Annotated in this window: 15 protein-coding genes; 5 read left to right on the forward strand and 10 right to left on the reverse strand. The window is 72.0% G+C overall.

The window, feature by feature from the left end:
- Positions 1-70: 70 nt before the first annotated feature.
- From QC283_RS35215 to QC283_RS35230, 4 genes are all read right to left on the reverse strand, one after another.
- On the reverse strand, positions 71-634 hold the full coding sequence (locus tag QC283_RS35215) for a hemerythrin domain-containing protein (protein WP_279565844.1): 564 nt from the start codon (positions 632-634) through the stop codon (positions 71-73).
- An 89-nt stretch (positions 635-723) separates the two neighbouring features.
- Positions 724-1260, reverse strand: a complete 537-nt coding sequence (locus tag QC283_RS35220) for a DoxX family protein (protein WP_279565845.1) — start codon at positions 1258-1260, stop codon at positions 724-726.
- Positions 1261-1431: 171 nt separating this feature from the next.
- Positions 1432-1923, reverse strand: a complete 492-nt coding sequence (locus QC283_RS35225) for a hypothetical protein (RefSeq protein WP_279565846.1) — start codon at positions 1921-1923, stop codon at positions 1432-1434.
- The gene (locus QC283_RS35230) at positions 1920-4409 is read right to left on the reverse strand and encodes a molybdopterin oxidoreductase family protein (protein WP_279565847.1); all 2490 of its coding nucleotides are present in this window, start codon (positions 4407-4409) and stop codon (positions 1920-1922) included. The genes QC283_RS35225 and QC283_RS35230 overlap by 4 nt, the downstream gene beginning before the upstream one ends.
- A gap of 109 nt (positions 4410-4518) precedes the next feature.
- Between QC283_RS35230 and QC283_RS35235 the strand changes: the two genes are divergently transcribed.
- The gene (locus QC283_RS35235) at positions 4519-5157 is read left to right on the forward strand and encodes a GNAT family N-acetyltransferase (protein WP_279565848.1); all 639 of its coding nucleotides are present in this window, start codon (positions 4519-4521) and stop codon (positions 5155-5157) included.
- Positions 5158-5172: 15 nt separating this feature from the next.
- Here QC283_RS35235 and QC283_RS35240 read toward each other — a convergent pair whose 3' ends face one another.
- The 3 genes from QC283_RS35240 to QC283_RS35250 are packed head-to-tail and all read right to left on the reverse strand — an operon-like array spanning position 5173 to position 6934.
- The gene (locus tag QC283_RS35240) at positions 5173-5898 is read right to left on the reverse strand and encodes a metallophosphoesterase family protein (protein WP_279565849.1); all 726 of its coding nucleotides are present in this window, start codon (positions 5896-5898) and stop codon (positions 5173-5175) included.
- Complete coding sequence (locus QC283_RS35245; protein ID WP_279565850.1) at positions 5898-6194, reverse strand: BON domain-containing protein; 297 nt, start codon at positions 6192-6194, stop codon at positions 5898-5900. Before QC283_RS35245 ends, QC283_RS35240 begins: the two co-directional genes overlap by 1 nt.
- On the reverse strand, positions 6194-6934 hold the full coding sequence (locus QC283_RS35250; RefSeq protein ID WP_279565851.1) for a nucleotidyltransferase family protein: 741 nt from the start codon (positions 6932-6934) through the stop codon (positions 6194-6196). The genes QC283_RS35245 and QC283_RS35250 overlap by 1 nt, the downstream gene beginning before the upstream one ends.
- Before the next feature lie 327 nt (positions 6935-7261).
- On the opposite strand from QC283_RS35250, the gene QC283_RS35255 reads away from it, so the two are divergent.
- Positions 7262-7510 (forward strand): hypothetical protein, encoded by a 249-nt coding sequence (locus tag QC283_RS35255; protein WP_279565852.1) that lies wholly within the window; start codon positions 7262-7264, stop codon positions 7508-7510.
- Positions 7511-7552: 42 nt separating this feature from the next.
- On the opposite strand, the gene QC283_RS35260 is transcribed toward QC283_RS35255, so the two are convergent.
- On the reverse strand, positions 7553-8737 hold the full coding sequence (locus QC283_RS35260; protein ID WP_279565853.1) for a PP2C family protein-serine/threonine phosphatase: 1185 nt from the start codon (positions 8735-8737) through the stop codon (positions 7553-7555).
- Positions 8738-8920: 183 nt separating this feature from the next.
- Here QC283_RS35260 and QC283_RS35265 point away from each other — a divergent pair, with 183 nt between their 5' ends.
- Positions 8921-9334 carry an SRPBCC family protein gene (locus tag QC283_RS35265; RefSeq protein ID WP_279565854.1) on the forward strand — a complete coding sequence of 138 codons (414 nt, stop codon included), beginning with the start codon at positions 8921-8923 and terminating at the stop codon, positions 9332-9334.
- A 99-nt stretch (positions 9335-9433) separates the two neighbouring features.
- Complete coding sequence (locus QC283_RS35270) at positions 9434-10051, forward strand: hypothetical protein (RefSeq protein ID WP_279565855.1); 618 nt, start codon at positions 9434-9436, stop codon at positions 10049-10051.
- Positions 10052-10109: 58 nt separating this feature from the next.
- Here the strand turns inward: QC283_RS35270 and QC283_RS35275 are convergent, their stop codons facing one another.
- Complete coding sequence (locus tag QC283_RS35275) at positions 10110-10994, reverse strand: MBL fold metallo-hydrolase (protein WP_279565856.1); 885 nt, start codon at positions 10992-10994, stop codon at positions 10110-10112.
- A 246-nt stretch (positions 10995-11240) separates the two neighbouring features.
- On the opposite strand from QC283_RS35275, the gene QC283_RS35280 reads away from it, so the two are divergent.
- Complete coding sequence (locus tag QC283_RS35280) at positions 11241-12482, forward strand: cytochrome P450 (RefSeq protein WP_279565857.1); 1242 nt, start codon at positions 11241-11243, stop codon at positions 12480-12482.
- 32 nt (positions 12483-12514) lie between these two features.
- On the opposite strand, the gene ctaD is transcribed toward QC283_RS35280, so the two are convergent.
- Entirely contained in the window at positions 12515-14233 is a 1719-nt protein-coding gene (gene ctaD / locus QC283_RS35285; RefSeq protein ID WP_279565858.1) for an aa3-type cytochrome oxidase subunit I, read from the reverse strand.
- Positions 14234-14792 lie beyond the last annotated feature (559 nt).

Raw genomic sequence — 14792 nt, forward strand, 5'->3', positions numbered from 1 at the left:
CGTGAGGGGCCCGCCACCAGCCATGGTGGCGGGCCCCTCACGCGAGGCCGGGGTGTCGACGGCGGCGCGTTCAGCCGGGCTTGCCCCGCCCCGACATAGCGTCCCGCACCCGGTCGACCATGCCCGCGCCGGGGGCCAGAAGCTTGTTCATCGGGGGCTTGTCCGGGGCGGACGGGTGCGGTCGCGTCGGTGCCGTCTTCTTCGCCTGACGGACCTTGTCGCCCAACTGGTCCAGGGCGTCCGGCGGGCAGGCCTCCCGGAGCCTCGGGAAGAGGTTGTCCTCCTCGTCGGCGACGTGCTCGCGAATCTCACTCATCAGCATGCCGATCAGACGGTCGAACTCCGCGTCGTCCGACGCACAGCCCTCCAGGTCCTTCATGATCTGCTCGGCCTCGGCGTGGTCCTCGAGTTCCTTGTCCGCGAGGGCGCCCCCGTTCGCCACGTGCTCACGGACGGCCGGGTAGAGATACGCCTCCTCCGCCACCGAATGCCGGATCAGCTCGATCGTGGCCTGATCGGCGTACAGCTTGCGGTCCTTGTGACCTGACGGCAGTGCCTCGATCCTGCCGAAGAGCTCCTCGACCTCACGGTGATCGGTCGTCAGCTCGTCGATGACGTTTCCTCCGTGTCCCATGCTCCACCTCCTCAAAGGTCGTGGCGGTTACGGGACCGACCCGCCACGAGCGTCGGGTCCCCCCCGCACTCAGTGGGCCAACGCCCCCTTCAGCAGCTGCCCAGCTTGGCCCGGATGCCACCCGCGGCCGCCGCGGGGCGGGCCGCGGCCCGGGCCGAGCGGTGCACCAAGTGGGCGTCGTGCCGCAGGTCCTGCGCGGCGTGCCGGCCGCGCCACAGCAGCGAGGGGGCACTGCCGGTGTCGTCGGCGGCGATCAGCAGCCCGCCCATCATGGACAGGTTCTTCAGGAAGTGGATGCGCTGCTGGGCTCGGTCGGACGGGTCCGCGGCCTCCCAGTAGCGGTGCGCCGCCAGCGTGGTGGGGACCAGCGTCGCCGCGAGGGCCAGCGCGGCCAGCCGCGGACAGCGGCCCAGCCCGAGCATGATCCCGCCGGCCACCTGTACGGCGCCGTTGAGCCGTACGAGTTGTTCGGTGCGGTCCGGCAGCACCGCCACGCGGTCGGTCACCGGCCGCACGATCGGCTCCGCCGCCGGGGCCACGTCCTCGGGCCTGCGCAGGGACTGGAGACCGCCCGCGACGAACATCGACGCGAGCATCGGACGGCCGGCCATACGCAAAAGACTCATGACGTTCTCTCGCTCTCTCGCTGCTCTCCATGGGGTACCGGAGGACGGGCGGGGGTTGCCAGGGGCGTGATGCCCACTGGGATCATCGAGTGCCCTCACCGGGCCGCGCCATTCGGCGCCCGGCGCGGCACCCACGCTCGCGGGTACCGCGTCGCGCGGGCTCCACGCAGGTCACAGGCTGTTCAGAAGCTGCGGCGACAGGTTCTTGATCATGGTGTTGGTCCAGCGCATCTGGCGCAGCGTCTGCGGATGGCAGGAGGAGACGAGCCCCAGCAGTTCGCTGTCCCTGGACGCCTGGGCGGCCTGGGCCAGCATCTCCCAGTGCAGCGAGTTCTCCGCGGCGGCGACATGCAGTTCCCGCAGGTCGCGCAGGAGCAGCAGACCCGCCTCGGGCCGGTGCACCACCGCCTGGGACGCCTTCTTCCGCAGCGTCGCGAAGACGCCGTCCGAGGAGGGGTCCGACGGGTCCCCCAGCTTCACGTCGTGGTGGGTGGCGGCCTCCGCCAGCCGCCGGACGTGTTCGCGCGACCAGACGGCGAGGTCGGTGGCGACGTGGTGGACCTCGTGCTCGGTGCGGTGCCGCTCGGCGGCGGTCACCAGGTCGTGCGCCAGGCGCCGTTCGCCTCGGTGCAGTGTGCGCAGGGTCAGGGTGATGCCGTTCACCGGGCGCCTTCCTCACGGCCGTGCGGAAACTCCGTCGGTGTCTGTGCCGTGTGCGCCGCCGAGCCGCCCGCGGTGGGCCGCGCGACGCCGGCGACGGCCGGTGCCGACGCGGTGGTGGTCGGTGCCGGGGACGGCCGGCCGTCGCCGCGCTCGACCAGGGTGAGCGCGGCCGTGGCCGTCTTGAACAACGGCTGCTTGGAAGCCGGGTCCCAGTCCGTGACGGTCGCCTCGTTCGCAGCCCGCCCGGGAGCGTCCGGACCCGGACCGGATCCGCCCTCGGTGTCCCAGTAGCCGTAGTGGAACGGCACGAACAGCAGCCCCGGCCGGATACCGGTCACCCGCAGCCGCCCCCGCAGTGCACCGCGCTTGCCGGCCACGTCGACCAGGTCGCCCTCGCCGAGGCCGAGCCGGTCCGCGTCCGCGGTGGAGATCTCCACCCACACGTCCGGGGCGGCGTCGCGGAGCTGGGGCGCCCGCCCGGTCTTCGTACGGGTGTGGAAGTGGTAGATCGTCCGGCCCGTGGTGAGCTGGAACGGGTACTCCTCGTCCGGCTCCTCGTGCGGCGGCCGGTAGGCGGAGGCCTTCAGTACCGCCTTGCCGTCGGGGTTGAGGGAGCGGTACTCGACGACCTCCTGCGACGCCCCGGTCTCCAGATCCTTGCCGTAGCTCTCGCACAGGTCCGGGTGGGCCCAGCTGATGCCGTCCGTGTAGAGCCGCGCCGTGCCCTCGGGGGCCGACTCGTCGCAGGGCCACTGGATGCCGCTGGTGTCGCGCAGCTTGGCGTAGGACAGGCCGGTGTAGTCACAGGGGCGGCCCGCGCTGCACCGCTTCCACGCCTCGAACCCCGACTCGGGATCGTCCCAGGTGATCAGCGGGCCGCCGTCCTTGTCCCGGAAGTCCATGCGCCGCGCGTAGTCCAGGAAGATGTCCAGGTCGGGTTTGGCCTCGCCGGGTGGTTCGACCGCCTTCTCCGACAGGTGCACCGTGCGGTCGGCGTTGGTGAGCGCGCCGGTCTTCTCGCCCCAGGTCGCGGCCGGCAGCACCACGTCGGCCAGTTGCGCCGTCTCCGTGAGGAAGATGTCCTGCACCACTGTGAACAGCCGCTCCTGCGTCAGGATCGAGCGGATGCGGGAGAGTTCGGGCAGGGAGACGGCGGGGTTGGTGCCGCTGATCCACAGCATCCGGATCGAGCCCTGCTCGGCGTACCGGTACATCTGCATCGCGTGCGTGGGCGGCGCGAAGTGCGGGATGGTCTCCGGCTCGACGTTCCACACCTTCGCGAGGTCGGCGACATGGGCGTCGTTCTGCCAGTTGCGAAAGCCTGGCAGGTCGCCGTTGGCACCGCACTCGCGGGTGTTCTGGGCGGTGGGCTGGCCGTTCATCTGAAGCAGGCCGGCGCCCGGGCGGCCCAGCATGCCGCGGATCAGGTGCAGGTTGTTGATCTGCACCGCGGCGGCGGTGGCCTGGTGGGACTGGTAGACGCCCTGGAGGACGGTGGAGACCAACGCGTCGGTGATACCGACGAGTTCGGCCGCCTCCTCGATCCGGGCGGCAGGGACGTCACAGATGTCGGCGGCCCACTCGGGCGTGCAGTCGGCGACGCGGTCGGCCAGCTCCTCGAAGCCGACGGTGTGCGCGGCGATGAAGTCGCGGTCGATCCTCTCGTGCCGGATCGTCTCGTGCAGCAGCGCGTTGAGCAGGGCGACGTTGGTGCCGCCCCGGGGCGCGAGATGCACGGCGGCGTGCTGGGCGACCCGCGTGGGGCGGGGGTCGACGCACAACAGGCGGGGTGGATCGGCCCCCTCCAGCCGGTCCAGCAGGCGCATCCACTGCACGGGCTGGGTCTCGGCGATGTTGTGGCCGAACAGCGCGATCACGTCGGCGTGGTCGAAGTCGTCGTAGCTGCCGGGCTGCCCGTCGCAGCCGAAGGTCTCCTTCAGCGCCTCCGCGGCCGTCGACGTGCACAGCCGGGTGTTGCCGTCGAGGTGGTTGGTGCCGATACCGGCCCGGGCGAGGACCGCGAGGGTGTAGTACTCCTCGAGGAAGAGCTGGCCGGAGGTGTAGAAGCCGATCGAGCCCGGGCCCCGCTCGTCGAGGAGCTCGCGCGAGCGGGCGGTCACCAGGTCCATCGCCGTGTCCCAGTCCGTCTCCACCAGCCGCCCGTCCCGCCGCACCAGAGGCCGGGTGAGCCGGTCCCGGGAGGCGTTCGCCTGCCACCCGAACAGGTCCTTCGGACCGAGCCGGCCCCGGTTCACCCGGTCGACGTCCCGGCCCCGTACGCCCACCATCCGGCCGTCGGCCACCGCGATGTCCATGGCGTCGCCGTCGGAGTGCAGGATCGACGCCGACTGCACCCATCGCTCCACCGCCTCGGGCTCCACCCCGTCCGCGAGGAACGTGTCCACCCGGGCCGGCCAGGTCTCGTGCCGGCCGTAGGGCACCCTCGCGCCCCACGGCCGCGCGATCCGGTCCGCGGAATCCTGCATTGCCGGCCTCCCACCAACGTGCGTCACACTGCCGGCCGCCGGGTACCCGGGCGCCGCGGATCGACGCGGGCCACTTGTGGGAGCGCTCCCAGCGGGGCAGGATGTCGAGGTGAACCCGACTGCCGCCGTACGCCCGTACCGCCCCGCCGACGCCCCGGCCCTCGACGACATCTGCGTCCGCACCGCGCACAACGGCCGGGACAGCCGGCCCGTGTACGCCGACCCCGCCGTCCTGCCCGCCATCTTCGCCGCTCCCTACGTCCACCTGGATCCGGACCTGGCCTTCGTGCTGGACGACGGAGACGGCCGGGCGGTCGGCTACATCCTCGGCACGGCCGACACCCCGCGCTTCGCGGAGGAGTTCCGTGCCAAGTGGCTGCCGCGTTTCGCGGACCGCTACCCGGCGCCGGACGGCCCGCCCGGCACCCCGGACGAGGTCATGGCGAAACTGCTGCACGACCCGGAGCGGATGATCGTCCCCGAACTGGCCGCGTACCCGGCCCATCTGCACATCGACCTGCTGCCCGAGTGGCAGGGCTGCGGACACGGCCGGGTGCTGATGCGCGCGTTCTGGCAGGCGCTGCGTGAACGCGGCGTGCCGTCCGTCCACCTGGTCATGGCCACGGCCAACACACCGGCCAGGGCCTTCTACGACCGTCTGGGCTTCCACGAGATCGAGGCGGCGGGCCTGGACCCCGCGGACGTCACCTGCCTCGGACGTACCACGGAGGACACCGGCCGGACGTGACGCACGGGGCGGCGGTCAGGCGGCGCCCAGCCGGTAGACGTTGAAGGCCCGGCGTATGACGGGCTGGGCCACGTTGCGCACCCGGACGCCGCCCGCCGTCATTCCGTGCTCCGAACCCAGGTGGGCGTGGCCGTGGACGGCGAGGTCCGCGCCGGCCGTGTCGATCGCCTCGGCCAGCAGATAGCTGCCGAGGAACGGGTGGATCTCCAACGGCTCCCCGGCGAGCGTGTCGGCGACGGGGGAGAAGTGCGTCAGCGCCACCCGGGCCGCGCAGCCCTCGTCGCTCAGCTCCTTCAGCGCCGCGTGCAGGCTGTCCGCCGAGCGGCGGGTGGTGCGCACGAACTCCTTCATGATCGGCTCGCCGAACTCGCCCGCGCTGCGCCCGACGAAGCCGCCGCCGAACCCCTTGGTCCCGGCGATGCCCACCCGGGTCCCGGCGCATTCCACGACGGTCCCCTCGCCCTCCAGGACTCTCACCCCGGCGTCCTGGAGGAGGGCGGTGACCTTCTCGGGCTGCTCGTCGTGGTGGTCGTGGTTGCCGAGGACGGCCACCACCGGCACCGGCAGGTCACGCACTTCCCGCGCCACCACCCGCGCCTCCTCCGGGGTGCCGTGCCGGGTGAGGTCTCCGGCGAGCAGCAGCAGGTCGGCACAGTCGGGCAGGGTCTCGAAGGCGGGCCGCAGAAGTCCCTGGCTGTCGGGCCCCATGTGGATGTCTCCGACGGCGGCGACACGGATCATCACAGCTCCTCCGCGTGGTCGGGTCCGGTCGTCTCCGCCACCAGGACGTCGGTGTGCACGGTGAGCCCGGCCAGCTCCTCGTGGGCGACGCGCAGGAGGGTCTCGCGGCACTGGGCGGAGGGCACCGTGCCGGTGATCACGATGGCGCCGGCCCGGATCTCGGCCCGTACGCCGAGCTCGCCGAGCTCCTCCGCGGCGAGCCGGTCGTGCAGGTGGGCCACGCGGTACTCGACGTTCCCGGCCGCGGAAGCGGTGTCGCTCGCCGCGGGGCCCTGGTGTGCGACGGGGTCGCTCATCACTGCTCCTCCTTGACGGAGTTCGCGGAGTTCGCGGAGTTCATGGAGTTCGCGGAGTTCTCCGGAGGGGCCGGGGAGATGATCTCCAGCCGTTCGAGGATGAAGAAGAACGCGGCGGGCATCGGGGCGTCCCCGCAGTCGCGGCGCAGCTCGTCCCAGTCGATCTTCTCCCGCAACGTGCGGGCGATCGGCAGTACCGCCCCGAAGTCGCAGTGGTGCTCCGAGAAGGCGGCCAGCAGACCGCGCAGCAGGTCGGTCGGTGACAGGACCGGCATGAGCACCGAGTCGACCGAGAGATCCTGGGCCCGTGCCAGCAGCTGCTCCGTGACGGGCTCGTGCGCCAGCTCGAAGATGAGGTCGACCTGCTGTCCCAGGCAGTTCGCCTTCAGCAGCCAGTCCTCTGGAGGCGTGTACACCGCCAGGCCCGCGTCGCGCAGCGTCGAGGCGACGGCCTCCGCGTCCTCGGGCCGGATGCAGAAGTCGACGTCGTGCTGGAGGTTCTGGGTGCCGCCGTGCGCGTACACGGCGACGCTGCCGGCCAGCGCGAATGGGTGCTCCTCCTTCTTCAGGATCGAACCCACCTGCTTGGCCGCCTGCAGGATCGCCTGATTGCGGTCGAGCGGGAGGTCTTCGTGGCGCGCGTCGTTCTGGGGGACGAGTCGGGGGTCCCCCGCTGCCAGACGGAGCTCGGAAACGCCGGCGCGCTGCTCGAGAGCGCGGTCGTCGGCGGGCTGCGTCATCGCTGTCCCCTTCCCGGGCTGTCCCCTTCGATCGGTCCGACGAGAACCGGAGCGATCGTGTCGGGCCGGTCCTCCCCTGGAGTTCCGGGTACCCGGCGCGGTACCGCCGACACGAAGGCCGCTCCGAAGGGGAGGAAGGCGAGGCGCGGGGAGGATTCCGGGCACTCGGACGGCATGAACGACAAGCAGGAGCGGCAGCGGACCGGGCCGGGGGGTCACCCGGGGGAGCCCGTGGATCACCCGACCGAGCCCGGGGATCGCCGGTCTCAGCCCGAGGATCGCCGGTCTCAGCCCGGGGACCACCGGGCTGAGACCGTGGAACGGCTGGTGGCGGCTTGGCTGGCGGAGACCGGGCACCACGACCGGGACGCGGCCCACGAGGCCCGCACCGGCTGGGAACGGGGCGCCCTGTCCGAGCGGGCCGCCCAGGACCTGGCCACCTGGGTCACCGCGAGGATCACGGACACCGGATTCACCGAGGACGAGGGCCCCTACGTGGCGGGCCCCGTCCGGATCACCCCGTCGGACAGGGACATCGTGCACGACTGGCTGCGTGCGCGGGGGCACCGGATCTGATCCGCCCGCCCCCGACGGGGCGTCGACCGAGCGACGGGGACGTCAGTGGACCGGCGGCTGCCACTCGAACATCAGGATCGTCGCGTCGTCCCGCAGCTGCCCGCCGGCCTGCGAGTCCAGAATCGAGTGGATCAGGCGCCGCAGCGTCTCCGGGGCCAGCTCGCCGCCGGCCGTTGCCCGGATGACGTAGTCCGCGAACCGTTTGAGCCCGAACAGCTTCTCCTCCCGGGTGCGCGCCTCGGTGACCCCGTCGGTGTACATCAGCACCCGGTCACCGGGCTCCAGCCGGGTCTCGTGCGTCCGGCGCGGCTCGGGGGAGAGATAGGCAGGCGCGCCCATCGGCGGATCGGCTTCCCGCTCCAGGGCATCGACCATCAACTGCTCGCCGCGGATGAGCAGCGGCGCGGGATGGCCGCAGTTGCTCCAGCGCAGCAGGCCGGTCTCGAACTCCAGCTGGGCGAGTACAGAGGTGCAGTACTGATCCGGCAGCCAGCGGGCGAGCGCCTCGTCGACGACCTCCACGAGCGTGGGGAGATCGGCACCGTTGCGCCGGGCGTTGCGGCAGGCGGCCAGCGCCACCGCGCTGGTCAGACCCGAGGCGAGGTCGTGACCCATGGAGTCGATGACCGAGACGTGCAGTGTCGTTCGGGTGAGCGAGTGGTCGAAGGCGTCGCCGCCGAGCTCGTAGGCCGGTTCGAGGACGGCCGTCGACACGACGTGATCGTTGCCGATGGTGCGCGGCGGCAGGAACGCGCGGAGCATCTCGGAGGGGAGGTGCATGGGCTCGGTGCGGGTGTGCCGCACGAAGGAGTCCTCGAAGGCCCGCTTCGAGGTGATCATCATGGCCAGCAGCGAGGCCAGCGCCCGCCCGCGGATCAGGATGGCGGAGGTGAGCGCGGACGAGTGCAGCGCCAGAACCCCGAGCCGCTCGGCACCGTCCACCAGGGGCAGCCACGCCGTGACGCCGCCCGAGTCGGACTCCTCTACGCGCAGCGCCTGCGTCCGGTAGGCCCAGCCCGCCAGCGAACCGTCGACGGGGATGACCGACGCCACGTCGGTCTGCGGCACTAGATGCCGCTGCTGCAGATCGACCAGGTAGACCGCGGCGTGCTCAAGACCCAGCGCCTTGGTGCACCGGTCCAGGGCTGCCGCCAGGTCCAGCGTCAGATGGGCGGGATCGGCGAGGAACTCGTACAGCAGCGCGTCGCTCGTCTCTGGCGTCGACACCTCGTCTCCCCTCGTCGAGAAACCCGTCGGGACGGGACACGTTGCGCAGCAGTCTGGCACCGCCCGCCGAGCCTCGCCCGCCGAGCCTCGCCCGTGGAGCGGATCTCTCGCCGGGCGCTTCGGTCCGGGCAGACAGGGCACGCGTCACGTCGTACGACACCGAGCGCGAAGGAGTGGTGCCGCATGACCGAGTACGAGCGTTCCCGCACCATGCCCGCCCATCCCGAGCAGGTCTTCGACCAGGCCGCGAACGTCGGACAGCTGGACACCTGGCTGCCCCGGGACCTGCACGTGGAGCCCGAGGACCCGCCCGCCGTCACCGTGCACGAGGACCGCACCGACCAGGACACCTCCGCGCTGCTGAGCGCCCGGCCCGAACAGATGCGGCTCGAATGGGGCACCCGCGACCAGGGCAGCTACGCGGGCTGGCTGCAGGTCGCCGGACTCGACAGCGGGGCCAGTGAGGTGACGGTGCACCTGTCGTTCTTCGACGAGGGACACGACCCGGGGCAGCAGGCGGTGGCCGACGCCCTCGACGGCAGCCTGCGGCGCCTGGAGGAGCAGGTGCGGATGCGCACCGACAACGCGGCCGGGTGAATTCGCGGGGACAAGGGCAACCCTTCGCCCTCATGTCGGGTCGTACAGGTCGTACGGGGAAAAGGACGACCGATACCGACGAACCGGCATGGGGGAAACATGTACGTCCACAACCGAGGGGCCCGCGCCACGGTGACCGCGCTGGCGGTCGGCGCCGCGATCGCCGCGGCCACGGTCCCGGCGACCGCGGCGACGCCGCGCCCCGGCCCGCCCGCCTTCCTGGAGCCGGCCGAACTGCCACCGCACGCCACGTCCGACTGGCACGCCGGACCGGTCACCGCCGGGCAGCCGGACCCGCTGCCGATGTGCGTCGGCGAGGCGCTGCCGTCCACCGCCTCCCACCGCCGGTACTGGACCGAGTACGACACCGGCGCCCTCCAGGTCACGGTCGTCGAGCGCAGCCCGCGACGGGCCGGGAAGCTGGCCGCGCTGCTCCGTGACGGCCTCGCCGGCTGCGCGCGGAAGATGATGGAGCGGTACCCCGACATCACCGCCACACAGAAGTACTACGGCCGGCTGAACGTGGAGGAGGGCGCGCACGTCTACGGCGTCCACACGGTCGCCGAGTGGGGCGCCTCCGACATCGGCCTGTTCTCCGTGGGCCGGGACGGCAGGACCGTGACCGTCGTGCTGTGGGGGCAGATGGGCACCTTCGCGCACGCTCAGGTGGCCGACTTCAGGGCCACCACGGTCAAGGCCGTCAACAAGCTGTACTGACCCGTCGGGCGCATCCTCGGCGGCGTCCGCCGCATAACGACAGGCGGGCAGGCGCCGGCTACGTCACGACGGGTGGCCCGCCGTCCGGGTGGAAGACGGCTCGCTGACCGTGCCGGCAGTGCACGATCCGGTCCGCGAGCCCCTTCCGGTCGGCCTCGGCCAGGAAGGCGTCGAGCGGGGAGCGGAAGACGGTGTAGTCGTCGTAGTGCACCGGGAGGATCAGCCGGGGGTCGAGGCGCCGGGCCAGTTCCGCGCCCTGGCACCCGTCCATGGTCACCACGAAACCGCCCGGCAGCGTCGTGCCGCCGAGATGCAGCACGGCCAGGTCCAGTCCGGGAAAGCGCCGGGCGATCTCGTCCAGGCCGTCGAAGAGCAGCGTGTCACCGGACACGTAGAGCCGGAGCCGCGCAGGGCCGTCGGCCGGGCCGAACTCCAGCAGGCTGCCCATCACCGGCGGCAGCAGGCGCCGCAGGGCGGGATGTCCGGCGTGCCGGCCGGGCAGCGCCGTGACGCGCGCCTGCGCGTCCGCGTGCCGCACGGTCTCCACCTGCCAGGTGCGCAGCCCCACGGCCCGGTGGAACCCGTACAGGCCCTGCAGTCTGCGGGAGGCGTGCGGGGTGGTGACGATCGGCAGCGACCGTGGCAGCTGCCGCCGGGCCCTGCGGTCCCAGTGGTCGCCGTGCAGATGCGACAGCAGCACGGCGTCGAGCTCCGGCAGCTCGCCGGGTTCGAGCGCGGGCTCGGTCAGGCGGCGGCTCACCAGGCCGTGCCCGAGGTAGGCGCGCTCGCCGCGGTGGAGGAAGTTCGGATCGGTGAGCAGGCTCAGCCCCCGGTACTGGAGCAGCACGGTCGCGTTGCCGACGAAGTGGATCCGCAGGGAGTCGTCCGGGGAGGGGGACGAGGAGGGAGACGGGGACGGAGACGGGGACGGAGACGGGGGCATAAGGGCGGTCCGATCCTGTCCGGGAGCACGGGGAGTCGGGCCCGGCCGCTCGGGGCGGACCCTCACGGGAGGACGGAGTACCCCGCCCATGAAGCCTCACCCCGACGACGGATCCCCGACGACGGGGCGACGACGACGTGGGGACGACGGGACGGCGACGGGGCGTCGACGGCGCCGAGCCCGTCCCGCCCGACCAGGCGGGACAGGCCCGGGTGTCCGCGCGGCGGCCCAGGGCACTCGGCGGCCATGGACGCACACCGACGCCCCCTGATGGACCGCACGTTGCCGCTGCTCACCGAGGGGTACGCCTGGCTGCCCGACCGCATGCGCGACAGCGCCGACGCCGTGCTGCGCACCCGGCTGCTCGGCAGGCCCGCGCTGGCCGTGCGCGGTCCGGAGGCCGTGCGCTTCTTCTACGACGAGGGACACGTCCACCGCCACGGCGCCATCCCCGCGCCCGTGCTCGACACCCTGTTCGGCCAGGGCGCGGTCCACACCCTCGACGGGGACGCCCACCGCATCCGCAAGGAACTGTTCCTGCCGCTGCTCGACCCCGATCGCGTGGCCGGCCTCACCGAGCACGTCACCGCGGCCTGGGACGAGGCCGTACGCTCCTGGAGCGAGCGCCCCCGCGTCGTGCTGTTCGACGAGGCCGGCGTGGTGCTCACCCGCGGAGTCTGCCGCTGGGCCGGACTCCCGCACCAGGTCGTCGACGCGGAGCCCCTGGCGCGGGACCTGATCGCGATGGTCGACGGCTTCGCCACCCCGGGACCGCGCCATTTGCGGGCCCGCCGCGCCCGTGCCCGGCAGGAGGCGCGCATGGCACGCCTGATCGAGGACGTGCGGCGCGGAAAGGTCTCCGCCCCCGCGGACTCGGTGCTCGACCGGGTCTGCCGGCACCACGACGACCCGGACGAACCGCTGGACGCCCGGACCGCGGCGGTGGAACTGCTGAACGTGCTGCGCCCCACGGCCGCCGTGAGCTGGTTCGTGGCCTTCGCCGCCCACGCCCTGCACCGGTGGCCGGCCCACCGGGAGCGGCTGCGCGCCGGTGACGGCGCGTTCGCCACGGCCTTCGCCCACGAGGTCCGGCGCTTCTACCCGTTCGCCCCGTTCCTCGGCGGCCGGACCGTCACGGAGCTGACCTGGCACGGCGAGTCCGTCCCGGCCGGCGGGATCCTGCTGCTCGACGTCTACGGCCAGAACCACGACGAGAAGCTCTGGGGCGACCCGTACACCTTCCGGCCGGAGCGGTTCCTGGAGCGGCCCGCCGACCCCGACGAGCTGATCCCGCAGGGCGGCGGCGACCCGGCCACCGGACACCGCTGCCCCGGCGAGCGCGTCACCGTGGGCCTGCTGGAGTCCCTTGCCGTGCGGCTGGCCCGCCTGGAGTACACGGTCCCCGAGCAGGACCTGCGCATCCCGCTGCGCCGCATCCCGACCCGCCCGCGCAGCGGCTTCGCCGTCACCGGCGTACACGCACCCTGACGCGGGCCGCTACCAGCCGGTGCCGGCCGGTACTAACGGTCGCCCTTGTGTCCCTGCCCCCGCCCCGGCTCCACGGCGTCCCGCCGCCCCGTCTGCTCCGCCTGGTCGAACCGGACGAGTTCGGGGTGGTTGAGGTCGAAGGCCGGCGACTCGGAGCGCACACGCGGCAGCGCGTGGAAGTTGTGGCGCGGCGGGGGGCAGGAGGTCGCCCACTCCAGTGAACGCCCGTACCCCCACGGGTCGTCGACCCCTACCGGCCGGCCGTACCTGGCGGTCTTCCACACGTTGTACAGGAACGGCAGCGTGGACAGCCCCAGCAGGAACGCGCCGACGGAGGAAAGGGTGTTGAGGGCCGTGAAGCCGTCGACGGCCAGGTAGTCGGCGTACCGGCGCGGCATGCCCTCCACACCGAGCCAGTGCTGCACCAGGAACGTGGTGTGGAAGCCCACGAACAGCGTCCAGAAGTGCGCCTTCTCCAGCCGGTGGTCGAGCATGCGGCCCGTCATCTTCGGCCACCAGAAGCTGAATCCGCCGAACATCGCGAACACGATCGTGCCGAACAGGACGTAGTGGAAGTGCGCCACGACGAAGTACGAGTCGGTGACGTGCCAGTCCAGCGGCGGCGAACCGAGGATCACCCCGGTCAGACCGCCGAAGAGGAAGGTCACCAGGAAGCCGGCCGCCCACAGCATCGGCGGCTCGAAGGAGAGGGACCCCTTCCACATCGTGCCGATCCAGTTGAAGAACTTCACGCCGGTGGGGACGGCGATGAGATACGTCAGGAACGAGAAGAACGGCAGCAGCACGGCACCGGTGGCGAACATGTGGTGCGCCCAGACGGTGGCCGACAGCCCGGCGATGGCGATGGTGGCACCGACCAGCCCCATGTAGCCGAAGACCGGCTTACGGGCGAAGACCGGGATGATCTCGGTGACCACCCCGAAGAACGGCAGCGCGAGGATGTACACCTCGGGGTGGCCGAAGAACCAGAACAGGTGCTGCCACAGGATCGCCCCGCCGTTCTCCGGGGCGAACACCAGTGAGCCGAAGTGCCGGTCCGCCTCCAGTACCAGCAGTGCCGCGGCCAGCACCGGGAAGGCCAGCAGTACGAGGACCGAGGTGAGCAGCACGTTCCAGACGAAGATCGGCATGCGGAAGATGGTCAGGCCGGGTGCGCGCATGCAGATGATCGTGGTGATGAAGTTGACCGACCCGAGGATGGTGCCGAACCCGGCCAGCGCCAGCCCCATGATCCACAGGTCACCACCGAGGTAGGGCGCGTGGAGCGGGCCGCTCAGCGGTGTGTAGGCGGTCCAGCCGAAGTCCGCGGCGCCCTGCGGGGTGAGGAAGCCGGCGAGCACGATCAGCCCGCCGAAGAGGAACAGCCAGTACGACAGCATGTTCAGCCGCGGGAAGGCCACGTCCGGGGCGCCGATCTGCAACGGCATGACGGCGTTCGCGAACCCGGCGAAGGTCGGGGTGGCGAACAGCAGCAGCATGATCGTGCCGTGCATCGTGAAGGCCTGGTTGTACTGCTCGTTGGAGAGCACCTGCAGCCCGGGGCGGGCCAGCTCCGCCCGGATCAGCATCGCCAGCACCCCGGCGATCAGGAAGAATCCGAACGACGTGATGAGGTACAGATGGCCGATCCGCTTGTGATCGGTCGTGGTCAGCCAGGAGACGATCACCCGCCCCCAGCCGCGGCGTTCCGCCGCCGGGAGGGACGTGATCGGTTCGGTCTGTGTCGCCATCCGACCAGAGCACCCGAACCCCGGCCGCCCGCGCCGACGCCACGTCACGCGCCCACCCAGGTAGGGCCGGTTGGCTGATCGTTTCTATCCGTCCGGGTGCGTCGTCTCCTCGGAGGGACGAAGCGGCCGTCACCCGAATGGCCCCCGCACGCTACTGGTGACGGCCGATCCGGTGTCTCCTGGAGAGTGTCAGCGGCGTCCAGGCTGGGAGGCCGATCATGTACGAAATGTGCGTGGGCCCGGAGAAGGCGGGCGGAGCGTTGGTGTGGCATGTGATGGCCAAACAGGCCGCGGCCACCCTGTGCGGACAGCGACTCCGCGAACGTATTGAGGCATCCGACGGCGAACGGGCACGTCACTGCCCGGACTGCATGGCTTCGTTCGAGAAGTTGATGGCAGCCACGCCGTGCTGACGGACCGTCCGCGAGGTCGTCCGCCCCGTCGCATCCCGCGGCGGGGCGGACGACGTGGGGCGGTCGGCGGGCGCCGCGGCGCGCCCTTCCTCGCCGTGCGGCGGGGGCCTTCCGCGCCGTGCGGCGGCGGGTACTTTCTTCGCCGT

Origin of the sequence: Streptomyces sp. DH41, assembly GCF_029813785.1 — a bacterium.
Classification (GTDB): domain Bacteria; phylum Actinomycetota; class Actinomycetes; order Streptomycetales; family Streptomycetaceae; genus Streptomyces.